Genomic DNA, 18,930 nt, shown 5'->3' on the forward strand with positions numbered 1-18,930 from the left:
CATATGCGGGTCACTCCTTTATCGAACCGGAAAGACCCCAAATCTGACCACCAAATTCTCCCGATGCGGAGGGAAAAATAAGAACGCATCGGGAAAGGTTTTCACGCTAACCTGTTGAGCCTAAAACAGATAGGGATTCGCGAGGATGCATAAGAAAAAGAATTTGGCTCCTCTGACTGGACTCGAACCAGTGACATACGGATTAACAGTCCGCCGTTCTACCGACTGAACTACAGAGGAATCGTGTGAACGGGGCGCATGATAACGGCGTGCTGCTGGGATGTCAAAGGAAGAACATGCAAAGGGCGATCGTTTGCTGAGAGATTAGGCAAATCGCCCTTTTTTTCTGCATGGCGGCGAAAAATGCGGCAAATTAAGGCGCTTTTTCTCGGTTGATTCTGTTGCATAAAAGCGATACAGCATCTCCCTCAGGCTGCAATCGGGTGATGCGGCATACCCTGATTATTGGGGGTACGCGGTGAGTGGGAGAAATACCACTCAACAGTTTTTTTGATCAGCGCATCTGTTGCATCGATGTAATGCTCTGGGGCTGATGCCACATCCTGCTGGAGAATCAGCGGCAGTTCAGTACACCCCAGAATAAGTTTTTCTACACCCGAATTAAGCAGGCTGTCCCTGACTGGAGCCAGAAGGCGGTGTGCATCGTCGATGCGGCCTGCCTTATAGGCATAAATGCTTTCCATCACCGCCAACTGAGCCACATCATCGGGTGTCTGGCAGACGATACCCAGTGTGTTGAGGTTATTCTGATAAATTTTTGCTGTTTAATCAACTGACAGGTTGTATCGATAATACTGATCATTTCAACCTGGGTGCGTTTTTTTAATTCATCAAACCAGAAATGTGCGATATTACAAGGAATGATAATACATTCGGCACCGGCATTTTCGAGAATTTTCATGTATTGAATCATTTTATCCAATGGTGATGCACCATGATTCAAAATACATTGCGTTCTGTCAGGAATATCAGGGATAGATACCACAATCGTAGGAATGTGGTCCTGGTCTTTATTCGCCGGCGTGTTGTTAATTAATTTTTGCATGGCGTCAATGGTCGCCCCTGGCCCCATACCGCCAAGAATACCGATTAAATTATTCACGTTATTAACCTCAATACATGAAGGAATCGAAAATATCTTCGTACAACCAGCCAGAATGTGAATTGCTAAATTCCCATCCCCTATGTATGATTTGCATAGCCAACCGTGTGGCTATGCTTTTCTTGGCTGTATCCGATAAGGAGTCGCAGAGCAAGAGCGGTGGCAGCGCCGCACGGCGTTATAGCGGAAAAGAGGTGAGTGTGCTCAATAACATAGAAACGAAATGGCTGTATGACTTTATTGCGTTAGAAGAGCATCACAGTTTTACTTTGGCGACAGAAAAACGCAATATTTCTCAGTCTTCATTCAGTCGTCGTATTCGTGCACTGGAAACGGCTATCGGTATTGAATTGTTTGACAGAAATGCTACTCCGTTAAAATTAACGGAACAAGGACGCTTGTTTCATGCCCATATTCGCAATACGCTGGACGATTTGGCCTATCAGTTAAATAAATTACACGGTGGCAGTCACTATAAAAATAAAATTACGCTAGCAGCAGCCCATTCACTGTCCGTTTTTATTCTTCCCGAACTGTTGAAAACAGTACCAGAGCCGCAGGAAAAAATATTCTATGTGGAGTCGATCGATGTCGATGAGGCAGTGTTCAACCTGAAAGAAGGGAAAAGCGATTTTATTTTCTCATTCTATAATGAGGAACTGATGTCTGAATCTTTTATGGATACCAAGAGCCTCGAATCTCACCTATCCGGTAAGCGCCTGTGATAAAAACGGAAAGCCGGTGTTTAATCCACGTGCCGAGTCCGTGCCGTTGCTGAACTACACCGATACAAGCTATATGGGGCGGCAGGTGAATCGCCATCTCTCTGCTACCCACAGCGAGCGTTTTTCAATAATGTTCGTTTCTTCCATGAGCGACCTGCTTAAACGCATGACCTTGCAAGGATACGGCATTGCCTGGCTACCTGATTACTCGATCCGTGAGGAGCTCAGAAATCGCGAATTGGTGGTGCTGGATATGCCCGATGCGGTGATGCGCATGGGCGTCTATCTTTATCGTATGAATGCCAAGCTCAATGTCGCCTCAGAGAAATTCTGGCGTTATATGAAAAGCTTGAACCGTTAGCTACCAGTGCGTGCCAATGTCCATAAAAAAAGCAGCCAATTGGCCGCTTTATTGTTGTGTGCTATTTCACTGATATAGATGGTTTAACTGACTTTGACTTCGTCGTATTCGACTTCTTCGTCTTCGTTGTCGTCAATCAGCCCATTTTTCTGTTCCAGTTTCGCGACCACCGCGGTGGAGATGCTGTTACCCACCACGTTAGTGGCGGTACGACCCATATCCAGGAACTGGTCGATACCGATAATCAGCAAAATACCGGCTTCCGGCAGGCTGAACATCGGCAGCGTAGCGGCAACCACCACGACAGAGGCGCGTGCTACGCCCGCCATACCTTTACTGATGATCATCAGCGTTAACAGAATCAGAACCTGCTGAGTGATGCTCAGATCAATGTTGTAGGCCTGTGCGATAAACAGGATGGCGAAAGATTGGTACATCATGGAGCCGTCGAGGTTGAACGAGTATCCTAACGGCAGCACAAAGCTGGAGATCTTTTTCGGCACACCGAATTTGTTCAGTGCTTCCATGGTTTTCGGGTAAGCCGATTCGCTACTGGCAGTGGCGAAAGCCAGCATGGTGGGTTCACGGATCAGTTTGGCGAGGTGGAAAATCGGCTTGCCGAGGAATAGATAGCCTGCATCAAACAATACCGCCCACAGCACAGCCAGACCAATATAGAACTCGCCGATCAGTTTACCAAAGTCATAAATCAAACCGAGACCTTGAGTGGTGATAGCCGAGGCCAGCGCAGCAAACACGGCGATAGGTGCCAGGTTCATCACGTAGTCAGTGACGCGGAACATCACCTTGGCCAGTTCATTAATTAAAGAATCAATGGCTGTGGCCGCTTTGTTTTTCGCTTTGACATAGGCCAAAGCAGAACCAAAGAACAAAGAGAACACCAAAATCTGAAGGATTTCGTTGTTTGCCATGGCTTCCACGATGCTTTTCGGGAAGATATGGCTAATAAAGCTCTTCAGTGTGAATCCATCGGTATTCAGCCCGGTAGCCACCGCGGTGGTTGGTGCGGTCAGGTTCATGCCTGCGCCAGGTTGAAAAATATTGGCAAACAGCATACCGATCAACAATGAAATCACTGAAGCGGTAATGAACCAGGTCATCGCTTTAAGGCCAACGCGGCCTACATCCGAAGAGTTGCCCATACTGGCCAACCCGGATAACAGGGTAGCGAACACCAGCGGTGCGATGATCATTTTGATCATGCGTAAGAAGATGTCGGTGACTATGTTGAAGTAAGATGCAACTTCTTTTGCTCATCCGCCATCCAGAAAATGATGACAAGCCCAGCCAATCAATATCCCCAAGATGATAGCCAGTGCTATCTGCTTAAATAACTTCTGCCTTTGCATAGTGACCTCATGTTGATGAATAAACTCAGGCAATAAACATTGTTATTGGCAGTCAGCAGATCTCGGCGGCCATGCCTGCGAAAAGCACGACCTGCTGCGCCAGTCATGTTTTATGGGTGATATTGCCTGGGCCAAGATATTACAACGATTCTACGGTTTTACCTTTTTTTTCTTATACCTCACCATGCAAATAGAGAAAAAATTATGCAAAAAAAACGAATTTATTTTAGTTTTTTTATCTAAAATGAGAATGAAGCGGTGATTGTTCATTAGTTGAACTGAACAAAATTTAAAAACAAACAATTAATGATTGGCGCCTTCATTGAGGTACGTGATTATCATTTTTGCTTATGAAAACTGAAGTCTTAGTAATTAATAGAATGAAGGGCTGGGGGAAAAGTGTGCTGCAACAGCGCACCGATCGCAGACAGATTCTCTGTTGTGGCATTCATTTATTGCAGTAGTTTTCTGTGAGTAATATCAAAATTCGTTAATGCAGGCCATCGCGACCGTCTTCAGGAAAATGAATCACGATTCAGATCAAGCTATGGCTATCGCATCGTGTCATTTCCCGTGGTCAGCCCTTACACTATTACCCTTAAGAGATTATGGTGATTAAACTGCGGTGGCTATGGCGATACATTTGACGGATTCTCCATCCCGACAGTCTATTCTCTGGCAGGATACGCTGTTAAAGGTTTCCCAATCATTGTTGCAACAACGCACGATCGACGATCTGTTGCATGTTTTGCAAGGGGCCTCCTTTTCGGTGGTGAGGTTTCAGCGTGTCCATCTGCTCTGGTTTAATCCGCTGCATAATCAGATTCGTTTTTACCGCTACGATCCGCTTACCGACAAGGTGACAGGCAGCGAAGAGGGGGCATTGCTGGCAGAGGGACCGGGCAGTGCGATCTGGACTTCTGCCACACTCCAGCGGCGCGATCGTTTGCATTTTTTGCGCGATTACCCTTATCTGGCACAATATCCTGCCTATTTAGGGTTAAGCGATTACTGCCTGGTGCCACTAGTGCGAGCTGGCGCCGAGCGCGTGGTGGGTGGCCTGGAGTTTCTGAAAGCGGATGGCAGCCTGTTTGATGACAGTGAAATCGCTTTTTTTCAAGCGTTAGCAAGTGTTGTTACCTGCGCTCTGGAAAATATCATGACGCGAGAGCAGGCGCAGAAAGAGACAGAATCCCTGCTCCATGAGCGCGATCACTACCGCATTCTGGTGGATGTCACCAATACCGTTATCTCCAAGCTGGAATTAAAAGCGTTAGCGCAAGAAGTCTCGCGCGAGATCCACCGTTTCTTTGGTATTGATTTCATCGCGCTGGCGCTGGGTGATGGCGAGAATGAGGGCGGGCCGTTAACCTACTATGCCACCCATTATCCTGCGGGGGATATTCCCGCAGGGAAAACCCCATACCACAAACAAGGGGAGGTGCCACTGACTGAAACGCTGGCAGCGCAAGTGATGCAAAACAATACCGTGGTGCTGAGCGCGCCGGGGGATGCGGTTCCCGGCGCGCCAGCGCTTGGCTCATTGGCGCAGCGCCTTGATGGCGGTTTAACCCACGCTTGTCTGTTGCCGCTCACCTTTGGCAGCCGGGTGTTAGGTGTGTTGGAGCTGGCTCACCGTCATGAATTGGCGGTGACAGAATCGGATATCCGACTGCTGAGGCAAATTGCGGCGCGTATCGCGATTGCACTGGATAACGCTCTGGCTTACGAACAGATAACTCGCCTGAAAGACAGCCTGATCCATGAAAACTTCTACCTGACAGAACAGTTGACGGAGCATGTGCGCCAGCACGGTGATGATGCCTTTGGTGAAATCATCGGTTGTAGCCAGGCCATTCGCCAGGTGTTGGAACAAGTGGAGATGGTCGCCGCCAGTGACAGTACGGTGCTGATTTTGGGCGAGACAGGCACCGGCAAAGAATTGATCGCCCGGGCCATACACCGCTTGAGCCCGAGGCAGGGCAAACGCGCAGCGTCAGAGCCGCTTTGAGCTGGCGGACAACAGTACGCTGTTTCTCGATGAGGTGGGAGACATTCCGCTGGAGTTGCAGCCCAAACTGTTGCGGGTATTGCAAGAGCGAGAAATTGAGCGGCTCGGCGGCAGCAAGGTGATCCCTGTCGACGTGCGCCTGATTGCGGCCACTAACCGTGATTTAAAACAGATGGTGGCGGATCGAGAATACCGCAGCGACCCCTATTACCGGTTGAATGTCTTCCCTATTGTTATTCCTCCGTTGCGTGAGCGCCCGGAAGATATTCCACTGCTGGTGAAATTTTTCACGCGCAAGATAGCGCGACGGATGAACCGCACCATTGATAACATCCCTTCTGAGGTGCTGCGCCGTTTGAGCCTCTTGCCGTGGCCGGGCAACGTGCGGGAATTGGAAAATGTCGTCGAGCGTGCGGTGATCCTGACGCGTGGCACCACATTGAATTTGCAACTGGCTGAATTGCAGCAAACACCGCAGCCGCAGGCACCGTAGGAGATACAGATTTTTGGGTCGGGAGCAGATTCATACGCACGTAGTGCCGGGCTGCGCATCGCACGCGTGACTGCGCCGGTAAACAACAGAATGTCGGAATGGCGCGGCGACGCCACCACTTTGATGCCGAAACGCTCGGCATCAAAAATAGGTGTGATGGCAGAGAAAATTTCGATTTCACACCCGTTACAGCCGCCGCAGTCGACACGATAGACATAGGCAGAGCGCTGGATGTCTTTCAACAGCGTTTTCTTCAACTGCTGCGTCTGTTCATCAAGCCGACGAATGGGTGTACTGCGCGTATGCACCGATGAGGGTATGTCTACGCCGTTGTGTTGTTCATTCATGATTGCCCCCTTGACTGAACGCCGCCGCAGGCGGGGTGATAAAATGCTGGCTCAGCGTCACATTGCCCTTGTGGGGCATGCTCTGTTTGCGTTTGCATTCCGGGCAGGTTTCGAATTGCGTGCGTCGGGCCTCTGCATCATCTGCGGACATGCCCGCCTGTTGCAATAGTGCTACCGTATAGGCCACCTCTTTCTCTGGGGCGAATGGCCGGTGGCATTCATGGCATTCCAGCAGTCGGAAGGTAGCGCGTTGAAACAGGTCCGCTTTATTGGCGACGGCCATCTCAAACTCTTGTGACAGTACGATAGCGCGTGTCGGGCACACTTCCTCGCAGCGCCCTCAAAAAATGCAGCGTCCGAGAAACAGTTGCCAGGTACGGGTGCCGCTTGCCACATCGGTTTCCATCGTCAGCGCATTGGCTGGACAAGCAACGGTGCAGGCCGCACAGGCAATACACTGCTCGGGGTCATACTGCGGTTTGCCGCGAAATCCGGCAGGCACCTCGAGCGGCGCAAACGGATATTTGACCGTACTGTTGCCCGCGTCGCGCAGGATTTTGAACAGTTTTAACATGGTGTCATCCCTCTATTTCAGCGGCGAACGCGTGCGTTCCAGCCCATAGCGCTCGATCTCTTTATAGGGCACGGTAGTGATTTTCTGTTTGCGCACGTCAATCAGCGTTACCAGATCGGTACAGGAGTAGCACGGATCCAGGCTGCCAATGATCAACGGCGCATCGGACACCGTATTGCCGCGCAACATGTAGCGCAGCACCGGCCAGTTGGCGTAGGTGGCTGCCCGGCAGCGCCAGCGGAACAGCTTCTGGTTATCGCCGGTCGTGCTCCAGCGCACGTCTTCGCCGCGCGGCGCTTCTGCGTAGCCCAGTGCAAACTGATGAGGCTTGTAGCTAAACCCTTCGGTCAGCAGTGGGCCTTCCGGCAGATTGTCCAGACCGTATTCTACGATCGCCAGTGAGGTCAGCACTTCGCGGATATGTACCAGCACGCGGGAATAGACATCACCGGCGCCCAGATGGTGTAGCTCCATCGGCAGTTCAAGGTAGGCGGAGTAGGGGTGATCGATACGCATGTCACGCTGGAATCCGCTGGCACGAATCATCGGGCCTACCGGGCTGTAATCACGCGCTACCTGCGATGACAAAATGCCGATGCCTTGTGTGCGTTGCAGCATGTTGGGCGTATTCAGCAGCATGTCGGAGAGTTGCATAATTTCGGTGCGCATCTCGCGGATCAGCTTGATGGTTTTAAGCCTGTCCTCTTTCAGAATATCGCGACGAATGCCGCCAATCAGGTTCAAACCATAGGTTTTACGTGCACCGGTTAGCATCTCGGCAATGGTCATGGATTTTTCACGGATGCGGAAGAACTGCATAAACCCGGTATCAAATCCAACGAAGTGACTCGACAGACCGATATTCAGCAAGTGGCTATGCAGACGCTCCACTTCCAGCAGAATACTGCGAATAGCGTGTGCCCGAGGCGGCGGCACAATGCCCATCGCATTCTCGATTGACGTGGTGTAGGTCACGCTGTGGGTAAAACCGCAGATACCGCATACCCGGTCAGAAAGGAAGGTGACCTCGTTGTAACCCATGCGCGTTTCCTCCAGCTTCTCCATGCCGCGGTGCACGTAGAACAGGCGGTAGTCGGCATCGATAATTTGCTCGCCGTCGACAAACAGGCGGAAGTGGCCGGGTTCGTCGGAGGTGATGTGCAGCGGCCCAATGGGCACCACGCGGGTATCGCCGGTGGCTTCGTTAACGAGGGAGTAGGTTTCGCTGTCCTGCGTCGGGGCCGGACGCTGACGGTAATCCATGGCATCTTTGCGCAGTGGGTAGAGATCGTCCGGCCAATCATCGGGCAATACCAGACGGCGTTCATCCGGCAGGCCAACGGGGATCAGACCATACATATCACGCACTTCGCGCTCGCCCCATACCGCAGCAGGCACGCGCGGCGTCACCGACAGAAACTCAGGATTCACCGGGTCGACCAGGGCTTTAACGATCACCCAGCATTTTTCCCCCTCTTCCATCGATAGCACATAGTAAATGGCAAAATAACCGTTCAACGTCCGTTCATCATTACCAAACAGGACTGACAGCCAGCCGCCGTGCTGATAATAGAGGTGCTCCACCACATCCGGCAGGCTTGCCAGCTTCACCGTCAGCGTCAGTTGATCGTCGGTTTGCCACGCCTGTTCCAGTATGGCGTGGGGAAACCGCTGCTGCACCTGCGCATCATAACCTGCGCCGCGCTTGGCGTTGGTTGCAGCAGCCACGGGGGGAGTTGGATGTTCATTCATCACGGGACGTCTCCTGACGAGAAAGGGTAAGCGGTGAGCGTTCGAGCGGCGAAAGTGCCGTGGTGGCCGTGGCTTCGGTGGCGTGTGATTGCAACACCAGTGCGCTGGCGCTTTCCAGTAAACGGGTTGCGGAATGTGTGTGCCCATCAGCAGCATTAATGCCAGCAGAATGGCCATCGGTGCGGTGGTGAGAATGCCTAATTCGTCTTTGCTGACGGCGGCTGGACTGTTGCCCAGCACCGTGCTGGCGACCATGCGTACCAACCCAGCCAGCACAATGGTCAGCAGAAACAGCAATACGATGACCAGCCACAGATAGCCTGCGTTGATGCCGGCGGTGACGGTCATAAATTCACTTAAAAACAGGTTGAACGGCGGCATACCACCCAGCGTCAGCGCACCACCGGCCAGCAGCGCACCGGTAATGGGAGTGACACGCAAGATGCCTTTTACCGCATCCATATCACGCGTACCGTATTTGAGCAGCACATTACCGGAGCCGCAGAACAGCAGGGTTTTGGCCAAACTGTGGTTAAGCGTGTGCAACAGCGCCGCCAATACGCCGAGCGGGCCGCCAATACCAAGCACCACGGCGATCAATCCCATATTCTTCACGCTGGAGTAGGCCAACAGGCGCTTCATGTCGTGTTGGACCAGAATCAGGAACTCGGCTACCGCGACAGACAACAGCCCGAATACCAGCAATAGCCGCTGCGGAAATACCGGGCCGATGGCGGCGCTGACGATCATGGTGTAGCGCACGATCACTAACAGGGCGCAGTTGAGCAGCACAGCGGAAAGCAGGGCGCTGGTCGGGCTGGGCGCTTCACTGTGGGAATCCGGCAGCCAGACGTGCAGCGGCCACTGGGCAGATTTCCCCCAGGCCGCAAACATAATGCCCGCAAACACCACTATTTTATCGGCGCTGTCCAACTGGCTGATGGAGCTCAGCGCGAAAGTGCCGGTTTTGGCGAACAGCCAGGCGGTCGCCAGATAGAGACCGATAGAGGCAACGTGGGTGACCAATAGCGCTTTCAGTGCAGAGCGCAGCGGCTTGGGTTGCTGGTAGTAGCCAATCAGTGCCCAGGAACACCCACCGGTGATTTCGAAAAACAGCAACTGGCCAAGCAGAGTTGAGGAGAGCGTCAGGCCCGCCATCGCACCGATGAACACCAGCAGGAACGCGTAGTAGCGGTTCCGGTTCGTGCCCTCGTGCGGATGCTCCCGGTTGCCCAGCGTCAATAGCCACAAGAGTAGATGCTGACCAACAGCCCGAGGAAAACCACGGCAAAACCGATGAGCAGACTGACCCTGTCAAATACAAAGCCGAACAGCTCTGCGTTACCGTAGCGATACAGCGTAATGACCGTATCTTGCTGTCCTGCGGCGTACCAGCCCCACGCCAGCAAGGCCATGCCCAACGTCGCCAACAGCGCGAACAAGCTGCACAGCACTTTGGCGTGGCGCTGTGGCGCAAAGGCAATCCACAGCGCGCCGATAAAGGGCAGCAGCAGCGTCGCCAGCGTGCGGCCTTCTATAACGAACGTATCCATAGTCGCGATGGGCTCCTATAGACCGGTGAGGTAAAAACAAAGGCCAGCGCGGCGATAAACACCACCAACAGCTTCAGCAACAGCGTGATGCTGCCCCACAGCATGGCGCCGAGGGTGAAGCTGTCTGCCTTGCCAAACGGGACGAAGATGGAGAGAAACAGCACCGCCACGACCACTTGCTTGAGACTGATCCCCCATTTCACCAGCTCCAATCCGGCATCGGCATATTCGGTTAACGGGCCTTCCTGTAACTCTTGTTCGGCCTCGGCGACGTCAAAAGGCATTTTCCTCATTTCGATAAAGGTGGCGAAAGCGCAGGCCAACAGTGCCAGCCCAGTGGCGGTAGGAGAGAGCCAGGCACCTTCTGCCAGCACATGGCTGATATTGCCGATGTTGGTGGAACCGGCAATCAGCGCCACCACCAGCAGAGACAGAATCAGAATGGGCTCGACCAAAATGCCGAGCGTCAGCTCACGGCTGGCACCGATGCCGGCGAACGGGCTGCCGGAATCCAGTCCTGCCAGTGAGAAGAAGAAGCGAAACAAGGTAAACAGATAGAGCAGGGTAATGATGTCGCCACCAGCACCGAACGGTGAACGCAGCGTCACGGCAGGTAACGTCATGGCGACCAGCAGCATGGAGCCTATCAGAATAAATGGCATCAGGCGAAACACGCCGCCAGCATGCTCTGGCGCGACGGATTGCCGCTTCAGTAGCTTGATGATGTCGCGGTAGTCCTGTAAGAGTCCCGGTCCCTGCCGCGAATGCATCTTGGCGCGGATCACGCGCGCCAACCCGGAGAACAGCGGGGCAAGTGCAAATAACACCAGCGCCTGCAACAGCGCGCACACCAGACGGATGATGAGCGGGGCGGCACCGGATAACGTAGTCTCAGTAATCATCGGATTCTCCTTATGCCATGGTGATCAGCAACAGCACCACCAGCGCCGCTACTACATACAGGCAATAGAGCCGGAAATCGCCGTGTTGGATCCACTGCATCGCACGGCTTACCCGTTGCAAACTGCTCGCCAGCGGCATTACCACGCGGTTATCCAGCAGCGGCTCTGCGTTTTCAGCGGCGCGGGTCGTCTGTTCCAGCGCTCGCTGTAGCATCGGTGCGGGTGCCAGCGTTTTCCGTATGCGGTAGAGCGGAGCAAACAGCACGCGCAGCGGTTGGGTAAAGCTGCCCGCAGAGGCGGCCATTGCGCTTTCGTACTCATAGCCGCACGCCCACGGCGTGCCGCGTTGACGGAACGCCTGACGCCCACCTTTGGCGCCCACGTAGAGCAGCAGCGGCAACAGAGGCAGAGTGAGCAGCAAAATAAAGATCAATGGGGTTGGGAGCGAGGTTTGCGCCGGATTGTCGGGGAACAGTGTCAGCCCGTGCGCCACCACAGGGGCAGCTTCGCCGATCAGGCTCACTGCCACCTGGGTGATAACGGGTGCGACTAAGCTGGCACCGATGCCCATTGCGACGCACAGTAATGCCAGTAGCCCCATGGCGAGGGTCATCGGCCAGGGAACTTCCCGTGCCTGATCGGCCTTTTCGCTGCGCTGCGCACCGGAGAAACTGATGCCGTACACTTTGACGAAACACATGGCCGCCAGCGCGCCAGTGATAGCGAGCATCACAATGGCAATCGGGGCAATCAGCCGTAGCCTGAAGCTACCCTGGTGGCTCAGGGTGAACAGAGACTGATAGGTGAACCATTCACTGACAAAGCCGTTAAGCGGCGGCAGTGCGGAGATCGCCATACAACCCACCAGAAACGCCAGCTCGGTGTAAGGCATGCGGCGGGCAAGTCCGCCCATCTTTTCCATGTCTTTGGTGTGCAAGCGGTAGATCACCGCGCCAGCGCCAAGGAACAACAACCCTTTAAACAGTGCGTGGTTCAGCAGGTGGTTACAGCCCACCCAACAGACCTAACGCTGCCAGCAGCGGCTGATGCGTGGCAATACCAATCATGCCGACACCAACACCCATTAGGATGATGCCGATATTTTCTACGGTGTGGTAAGCCAGCAGACGTTTGATATCGTGCTCCTACTACCAGTGCCATCATTGAGGCGATAAACAGGTTCATGTAGAACCCCATCGCCCCGGCGCGCCCACGGTACTCTTGCAGATAGGCCAACGAATATCGAAGGCGGCGATCAACGGTTGCGCGCTGGTTAGCACGGGAAGCGCTGCGCCGATACCGGCGAGCCCTGCGAGCAGTGCGCATACACCGCTGAGTTTAATCGCCAATGCGTCGTTACGGGCCAGACAGAGCGATAACAGCGCCCCTGCCAAATAGAGAGCCAGCGAGAGAGCCAGCCATGCAAAGGGGGTCATCATGATTTTGGCTCCCATTCAAGTGCCGCAAAAGGTTGATTGCCCAGCGGCCACATCATTGCCTGACGGCGTTTGGCTTCGGTAGCGGCGACCAGTTGTGACTCATCCACGACAAACAGTGCCTGGGTAGGACAAACCCGCACGCACTCCGGTTTATCCTGAAAGGCGCACAGATCGCACTTCACGGCCACGCTTTTCACCCCGGCATTCCATGATAGGAATGGATTGACGGAGGCGACGCTGACAGGCACGTCCGATAACGCCTCAACGGGAATGTGGTGAGCGAAGGTCTGTGGCACGGCCAGCGGCTTGTTGCCTGGCGGGGTGATCGCGCCGAACGGGCACGCGATGGCGCACAGTTTGCAGCCAATACAGGCTACTTCATCCAACACAACGGAATTATCGTGTTGTGTGATGGAGTTAACGGGGCATACCTGTGCGCACGGTGCATCCTCACAGTGGCGACACAGGACGGGGCGGTGCCTTGGGCATCTCGTTCTACCGTCAAACGGGGATGGGTTTGCAACCCCTGTTGGCGATGTACCTGCGTACAGGCTGCCATACAGGTGTTGCATCCGATACAGCGTTTGGGCTCCGCAATGACGAAGCGATTCATAGCCATACCCTCCGGGGCTTTCTCCTATGTTGGGCGGCTTCAAGCATATTTTGTGCCACGTCAGCGAGTTAGCCGGAGAGGCCCGCCGTGCCTGGGATGCTCCATAGGCAGTTCAGACGGTGACGCTGTTGACGATGTCGGTTTCGACATTAGTGACGAGAAGGGTGACGACAAAGTGACGCATCGGCGAACAGGAACGGAGTAAACGCCAGTATATCGATCAGGATTTTATTCGCTGGCGATGTTAGTGAAATATCCTGTCTGTTTTTATTCGCATAAAATTGTTTTTTTGAAGGTTATTAGCCAATTATTGTGTACATTGGCGTTTTTCCAGAGGTGCACAATGCTTTTTATAAATTCTCGATCTCGAATTGATATTAAAAACGACTCCATCTACTCTGCGTTACTGAAAAAACAAATAACAATATACTTTCCTCGAAAACGTTAAAGAAGCTAGCGGAAATAGCCAGATCGTCCCTTGGTGTCCCCAAAGTAGATGCCAAAAGGTTATTTGTGAATAATCAACCCATCAGCCCGTCTGGGGTATCGATAATATTGGCTTATAATATCTATAAAGCGTTGGCACACGTATCGAATGATAATCTCAGGTCACAATTGAAGGCGTTTATCTCTCATTGCAGAACGCCGTCTTTTGATGACAATGAAAGAACAGGGATGCCCTGTTCGGCATCAACATGCACACCCACAACCTCTGAATTTATTAGAGAAAAAAGCGAACGCATAGGTGCCACGGTGGGAGAAGGTGCCGAGGCTATTGTGGTTGAGGATAATGAAAGCCCAGACAAGGTTTTAAAAATTTTCTTTGATGATATCCAACCTGATGAGATTGCGAGACAGGCAGATTCGTTTCGACGTTTTTACGGAGAGGATTCTGCCCGGATTATTTCTCATGGGATTATTCAGTTGGATAAAATTGATGGCGTTCCTCTTTCTAAAGTGCGTTATTTTGCTGATGATGCTGCTGACGATTTCATTGCATTGTTATACGAAATGCATGAAAAAGGCTGCCCACCTACGGATATGTCGGAGGATAATTTCTTATACAATCTATCGAGAAACGAATTTTACCCTATTGATATGTCCTATTTCCACGGCGACAAAATAGACACCGGCGGTTTACATTATATTCTCAGGCTAATCGCGGAAAGAAGCATAAATAAGACATTGGGTGACAGATGACAGGGTTTATTCATGAGCCTAACGGAAGCACCTGTTGTGTCGTTGGCCTAAATCTTGCTAAATCGAGTACATGGCAAATCGTACTCATGAAAAAGGATCATCACCACCATGTGTCTCGGCATTCCCGGAAAGGTTATCGCATTGGTAGAAAACGTACAGGATACAGCCTGGGTGGATGTATGCGGTGTGAAGCGCGAAGTGAATGTCGCTCTGGTCGTGGACGGCATTGATGCAGCCAGCCTGATCGGTAGTTGGGTACTGGTGCACGTCGGGTTTGCCATGAGTCGGTTGGATGAACAGGAGGCGCTCGACACGCTGGCGGCACTGCGCCAAATGGAAGAGGTAGAGCACGATGTTACAATATTTCTGAAACAGTGAGGCCTTTTGTGATTTACGTCAAGAAACGTAAATGTTAAAACGTGATAATGAAAATAACTCTCATTGTCGATGACCATCGTATTTATGTCTATTTGGCAGAAGTGCTTGATTGTACTGTATTTTATGTTTTCCAGCCTGTCGGCGTTTGCCGCAACGGATTACAACACCTTCATCCATGATATTCAGAGCCGCCTGGATAAGACCGCTGAACTCTATCAGCAGCAGAAGCCGGATGAAGCCCGTACCGAAGTTCAAATGGCTTACTTCGAGGTGTTTGAGAACCTGGAAGGGCCGATTCGAATCAATATCTCCGCGCAGAAAAGCTATCAACTGGAAGCCACCTTCGGTGAGATTCGTCGCATGATTGGCGAAGGTAAGCCGCAGGCCGAGATTCAGGCCAATGTGAACTGGCTGAAAGGCGAGTTGGATAGCGTTTTGCCGGCGCTGACTGACGGTCACAAATTGGTGGCGCAGGAGCAGCACGGTGCTTATGGCAACGACGATATTGCACTCTACTGGCAGCAAAGCTTCAAGACCATTGATGATGGTCTGGCGCAAGCGGTAGCTGACTATCAGGCGGGTGAATACCAGAAAGCCAGCCAAAGCGTGCAGCAGGCACACTATCAGGGATTCAAAAACTCCGAGATGGAGATGTCGGTACGCCAGAACCGCTCCTCGCAGCAGGCTGCCTCAATCAACCAGCAATTTACCGCCTTGATTGCGCTGGCCGCGCAGCCGGATCAAATGAGTGAAGTGGCCTATCGGGTGACGACGCTGCTGCAAGATATCGAAGATGTGCTGCCGGGTTTGCCCACCACGCGTGACGATCAGCCGGTGTCTGCAGCACAGGAAAACGGCCTTGCTGGCGCTGACGTACCGGATGCGGACTGGGCCAGCGTGGTCGACAACATCAATCAGGCTATCGCGGCGGCGATCGCTCAGTATGAAAAAGGGCAGGCGAAACCGGCCATCATGGCGGTGCAGGATGCTTATTTCGATCTGTTCGAAGCCAGCGGCATGGAGAACAAAGTCGGCTCGCGTGATTCCGCGTTTAAATCGACGCTGGAAGGCTACTTCACCCGTCTGGTCAGTATGATGAGCGCCGGTCAGCCAGTTTCCGCACTGCATGCCCAGGCCGATGCCATGCAACAGGATCTGGCTAATGCAGTCACTATGCTGGGCAGCGGTGGCGAAACGCACTGGAGCTTGCTGATCTACAGTCTGCTAATCATCGTGCGTGAAGGACTGGAAGCGCTGTTGATTGTTGCTGCCATCGTCGCTTATCTGGTGAAAAACAATCATCAGGACAAGCTGCCGTTGATCCGCCAGTCTGTCTATGTGGCGCTGTTGTGCGACGTATTGACGGCAGTATTGTTCCAAATGCTGTTCAGCAATTCCGGTGCCAGCCGTGAATTGCTGGAAGGGTTTACCATGCTGATCGCGGTGGTGATGCTGTTCAGCATGAGTTACTGGCTGTTGTCGAAGGTCGAAGCCAGACATTGGAAAGCCTACCTGGAAGGAAAACTGTCGCACTCGCTGAGCAGCGGTTCTGTGGTTGGTTTATGGATGACCAGCTTCCTGGCGGTGTATCGCGAAGGGGCGGAAACCGTCCTGTTCTACTTCGCGTTGGTGGGGGATGCCAGCAATTTGGCCGGGCATCTCTCTATTCTGGCGGGCTTCCTGATTGGCTGCGTGATTTTGCTTATCGCCTATCTGGTGATGCGCTTTACCGTGGTCAAACTGCCGCTGAAACCCTTCTTTATGTTTACCGGTTGTTTCATGTACCTGATGGCCTTTGTATTTGCGGGCAAAGGGGTATTGGAGTTAATCGAAGGCAAGTTGTTTGAACCGACGTCGTTGACGTGGGTTCCGGAAATCAGAGTATTGGGGATTTACCCCTACGTAGAAACGCTGATACCGCAAGTGGTATTGGTATTCGCCGCCCTGGCCGCGCTGTGGATTATGCGTCAGCGCGCGATGACGTTCGAATACGGGAAGCAATGATAAGCAAAAATCAAAAACAACATGATATTGATGATATGAGGATGGGTTTGATGAATATGCAAAAAAGTTTGATTGCCAGCGCGATTATTGCCGGGGTTTTAGCTACTCCTGCCGCGTTCGCGTTTACCGAACATCCGGCAGGTGAGCCGATCACCATCAACGAAATGGAAATCGCTGCGGTTTACTTGCAGCCGATCGACATGGAGCCACGCGGCATGGGTCTGCCTGCGGCTAAATCCGATATTCACCTGGAAGCGGACATCCATGCCGTGGAAGGCAACAAAAACGGCTTTGGCGCGGGCGAATGGATGCCGTACTTGACCATCGCTTACACCCTGGTGAACACCGATACCGGTGCCAAGCAGGAAGGGACTTTCATGCCGATGGTGGCGAGCGATGGCCCGCACTACGGTGCCAACATCAAAATGATGGGCGTGGGTAACTACAAAGTGACCTATCACATTGAGCCGCCGTCAAAAGCGGGTATGCACCGTCATACCGATGGTGAAACCGGTGTAGGCCGCTGGTGGAAACCGTTTGATGTCAGCTACGACTTTAAATACGTCGGTCTGGATAAATAATTCGATCCCAGGATCGCGTAAGGCCGTTACGGAAATCCCCCCTGTTGCCTTGGGTGCAGGGGGCTTCGACTGAGTGTGCGTTATGAGTCATTTTTTTGTTACCGTGCTACAAACGTTTTTGCCTGTCGCACTGCTGTTAGGGCTCCATTGGAGTCACCGTTTTGCTCCTCGTCTGCGTCCGCTGGTGTGGACGACGCTACTGGCCTTGCTGGTCGGTACATTGGTGGGAATTCTCCTGCCTTCCAGTCAAACCGTTCAACTCACATTTACCTTGATTCAACTGGCTGCGCTGGCGCTGTTTTTACTGAGCCAGCTAACACAGGGCGCGCGACTGGGCTATCTCTGGCAGGGACTGTTGATTATCGGGGCAGCGGTGCATTGGGGCGACGATCCCAATCTGACCGCACTGACCACCACCCATGTGGTGAATACCGATTTACTGCTGAATATCAGCGCGGTAGTTCTGGCATTTTGCTGGGTCGCTTTCAGCGTCGTGCTGTGCAGCATGATGGTGCGGCGTTTACCGCGCTTGCGCTGGCCGCTGCTGGTGTTGCTGGTGGCATTGCTGGCGCTGCCGCTCTGCGGAAATCTGATGTTGCTGCTGATGAAGCTGCAAGCGCTTGGCTTGACCAAACTGCGCCTGAGCTTTGTGGCGCGTGTCACTAATAATGGTGCGGCACTTAACTATCTCTGCGCACTGCTGCTGTCGGCCGGTTTTATGTTACCGCTACTGCAAACCCGTCAGCACATGCAGGCGACCACCGAAGCGATCGCCAAACGTAAGGCAACCGCAGATTACCGCAACACGCGCCGGACCTTTACTGCCGCGCTGGTTGCCCTGCTGGTGGTGGCGCTGGGGCAGCTTTATTGGGATAAAGTGGCATCGCAGCCGCCGCGCCTGTCGGAAGCGCAACCTGTGACGATTGGCCCGGATGGCAAAGTGCATATTCCCATCGAACAGGTGCGTGACGGCAAGCTGCACCGCTTTGTGTGGATTGCCGATGATGGCAAGGCCGTTCGCTTCTTTGTGATTAACCGCTACCCCGACAGGCTACGCCTCGGCGTGGTGTTTGATGCCTGCCTGCTGTGTGGCGATCAGGGCTATGTGATGGAAGGTAACCAGGTGATTTGTGTCGCCTGCGGCGTGCGGATCTTTATTCCTTCTATTGGTAAAGCCGGTGGATGCAACCCGGTGCCGATTGAAGGCTGGAGTAACGACGATAACGAGCTGGTTATCAGCTATGCGTCGCTGGCGGTGGGGGCTAACTACTTCACCACGGTGGTTTCAATGGATGTGGTGGATCCGGTCGACGGCAGCAAACTGACCAACCTGAAAGCAGAGCACAAATACCGCTATGCCGGGAAGACCTACTTCTTTGCTTCTGAAGCCAACTATAACAAGTTCCGCAACAGTCCCAGCAGCTTTGTGGCAGCGAAACCGGCGCATACGACAACAGACACCGAGTCTGCGACGGATAACGCCGCAGCGGACGAGGAGGAGTAA

General features: G+C 53.0%; 8 protein-coding genes, 1 tRNA gene and 9 pseudogenes. 7 read left to right on the top strand and 11 right to left on the bottom strand.

The genetic code is table 11. The features are described from left to right. Positions 1-164: 164 nt before the first annotated feature. A tRNA-Asn gene (locus tag ACMZI0_RS08695) sits at positions 165-240 on the bottom strand. Between the two features lie 188 nt (positions 241-428). Continuing rightward, positions 429-1,123 (bottom strand): annotated as a pseudogene (locus tag ACMZI0_RS08700) (aspartate/glutamate racemase family protein). Between the two features lie 200 nt (positions 1,124-1,323). On the opposite strand from ACMZI0_RS08700, the pseudogene hypT reads away from it, so the two are divergent. Continuing rightward, positions 1,324-2,209 (top strand): annotated as a pseudogene (gene hypT, locus ACMZI0_RS08705) (hypochlorite stress DNA-binding transcriptional regulator HypT). Positions 2,210-2,292: 83 nt separating this feature from the next. Here the strand turns inward: hypT and ACMZI0_RS08710 are convergent. Then, a pseudogene (locus ACMZI0_RS08710) lies at positions 2,293-3,579 on the bottom strand (dicarboxylate/amino acid:cation symporter). 631 nt (positions 3,580-4,210) lie between these two features. On the opposite strand from ACMZI0_RS08710, the pseudogene ACMZI0_RS08715 reads away from it, so the two are divergent. Then, positions 4,211-6,071, top strand: a pseudogene (locus ACMZI0_RS08715) (sigma 54-interacting transcriptional regulator); the annotation flags it as partial. Here ACMZI0_RS08715 and ACMZI0_RS08720 read toward each other — a convergent pair. The 8 genes and pseudogenes from ACMZI0_RS08720 to ACMZI0_RS08755 all read right to left on the bottom strand — a co-directional run. Then, positions 6,062-6,430: pseudogene (locus ACMZI0_RS08720) on the bottom strand (NADH-quinone oxidoreductase subunit B family protein); the annotation flags it as partial. The pseudogenes ACMZI0_RS08715 and ACMZI0_RS08720 overlap by 10 nt on opposite strands. Next, positions 6,423-7,004: pseudogene (gene hyfH / locus ACMZI0_RS08725) on the bottom strand (hydrogenase 4 subunit H). The pseudogenes ACMZI0_RS08720 and hyfH, both read right to left, overlap by 8 nt. Positions 7,005-7,016: 12 nt before the next feature. Further along, positions 7,017-8,756, bottom strand: coding sequence for an NADH-quinone oxidoreductase subunit C (locus tag ACMZI0_RS08730; RefSeq protein WP_415672657.1), 1,740 nt, complete (start codon positions 8,754-8,756; stop codon positions 7,017-7,019). After that, a pseudogene (locus tag ACMZI0_RS08735) lies at positions 8,749-10,309 on the bottom strand (proton-conducting transporter membrane subunit). The gene ACMZI0_RS08730 and the pseudogene ACMZI0_RS08735 overlap by 8 nt, the downstream one beginning before the upstream one ends. Further along, positions 10,291-11,211: a respiratory chain complex I subunit 1 family protein gene (locus ACMZI0_RS08740; RefSeq protein WP_415672658.1), complete on the bottom strand. Its 921-nt coding sequence runs from the start codon at positions 11,209-11,211 to the stop codon at positions 10,291-10,293. Before ACMZI0_RS08740 ends, ACMZI0_RS08735 begins: the two are co-directional and overlap by 19 nt. Positions 11,212-11,221: 10 nt before the next feature. Next, positions 11,222-12,356: pseudogene (locus ACMZI0_RS08745) on the bottom strand (proton-conducting transporter membrane subunit); the annotation flags it as partial. 36 nt (positions 12,357-12,392) lie between these two features. Next, positions 12,393-12,650: a hypothetical protein gene (locus ACMZI0_RS08750; protein ID WP_415672659.1), complete on the bottom strand. Its 258-nt coding sequence runs from the start codon at positions 12,648-12,650 to the stop codon at positions 12,393-12,395. Then, positions 12,647-13,263: pseudogene (locus ACMZI0_RS08755) on the bottom strand (4Fe-4S dicluster domain-containing protein). Before ACMZI0_RS08755 ends, ACMZI0_RS08750 begins: the two are co-directional and overlap by 4 nt. A gap of 513 nt (positions 13,264-13,776) precedes the next feature. Here ACMZI0_RS08755 and ACMZI0_RS08760 point away from each other — a divergent pair. From ACMZI0_RS08760 to ACMZI0_RS08780, 5 genes are all read left to right on the top strand, one after another. Then, complete coding sequence (locus ACMZI0_RS08760) at positions 13,777-14,463, top strand: hypothetical protein (protein WP_415672660.1); 687 nt, start codon at positions 13,777-13,779, stop codon at positions 14,461-14,463. A 108-nt stretch (positions 14,464-14,571) separates the two neighbouring features. Beyond that, positions 14,572-14,841, top strand: coding sequence for a HypC/HybG/HupF family hydrogenase formation chaperone (hypC, locus tag ACMZI0_RS08765; protein ID WP_415672661.1), 270 nt, complete (start codon positions 14,572-14,574; stop codon positions 14,839-14,841). An 84-nt stretch (positions 14,842-14,925) separates the two neighbouring features. Next, the gene (locus tag ACMZI0_RS08770; RefSeq protein ID WP_415672662.1) at positions 14,926-16,845 is read left to right on the top strand and encodes an FTR1 family iron permease; all 1,920 of its coding nucleotides are present in this window, start codon (positions 14,926-14,928) and stop codon (positions 16,843-16,845) included. A gap of 50 nt (positions 16,846-16,895) precedes the next feature. After that, positions 16,896-17,426 (top strand): iron transporter, encoded by a 531-nt coding sequence (locus ACMZI0_RS08775; RefSeq protein ID WP_415672663.1) that lies wholly within the window; start codon positions 16,896-16,898, stop codon positions 17,424-17,426. Positions 17,427-17,508: 82 nt separating this feature from the next. Then, the gene (locus tag ACMZI0_RS08780) at positions 17,509-18,930 is read left to right on the top strand and encodes a Fe-S-containing protein (RefSeq protein ID WP_415672664.1); all 1,422 of its coding nucleotides are present in this window, start codon (positions 17,509-17,511) and stop codon (positions 18,928-18,930) included.

Origin of the sequence: Symbiopectobacterium sp., assembly GCF_047692315.1 — a bacterium.
Taxonomy (GTDB): Bacteria; Pseudomonadota; Gammaproteobacteria; order Enterobacterales; family Enterobacteriaceae; genus Symbiopectobacterium.

Coding starts and splice junctions, on each gene's coding strand:
- ACMZI0_RS08780 (WP_415672664.1), top strand. CDS start 17,509: ATGAGTCATTTTTTTGTTACCGTGCTACAAACGTTTTTGCCTGTCGCA.
- hypC (WP_415672661.1), top strand. CDS start 14,572: ATGTGTCTCGGCATTCCCGGAAAGGTTATCGCATTGGTAGAAAACGTA.
- ACMZI0_RS08730 (WP_415672657.1), bottom strand. CDS start 8,756: ATGAATGAACATCCAACTCCCCCCGTGGCTGCTGCAACCAACGCCAAG.
- ACMZI0_RS08750 (WP_415672659.1), bottom strand. CDS start 12,650: ATGATGACCCCCTTTGCATGGCTGGCTCTCTCGCTGGCTCTCTATTTG.
- ACMZI0_RS08740 (WP_415672658.1), bottom strand. CDS start 11,211: ATGATTACTGAGACTACGTTATCCGGTGCCGCCCCGCTCATCATCCGT.
- ACMZI0_RS08775 (WP_415672663.1), top strand. CDS start 16,896: ATGAATATGCAAAAAAGTTTGATTGCCAGCGCGATTATTGCCGGGGTT.
- ACMZI0_RS08770 (WP_415672662.1), top strand. CDS start 14,926: ATGTCTATTTGGCAGAAGTGCTTGATTGTACTGTATTTTATGTTTTCC.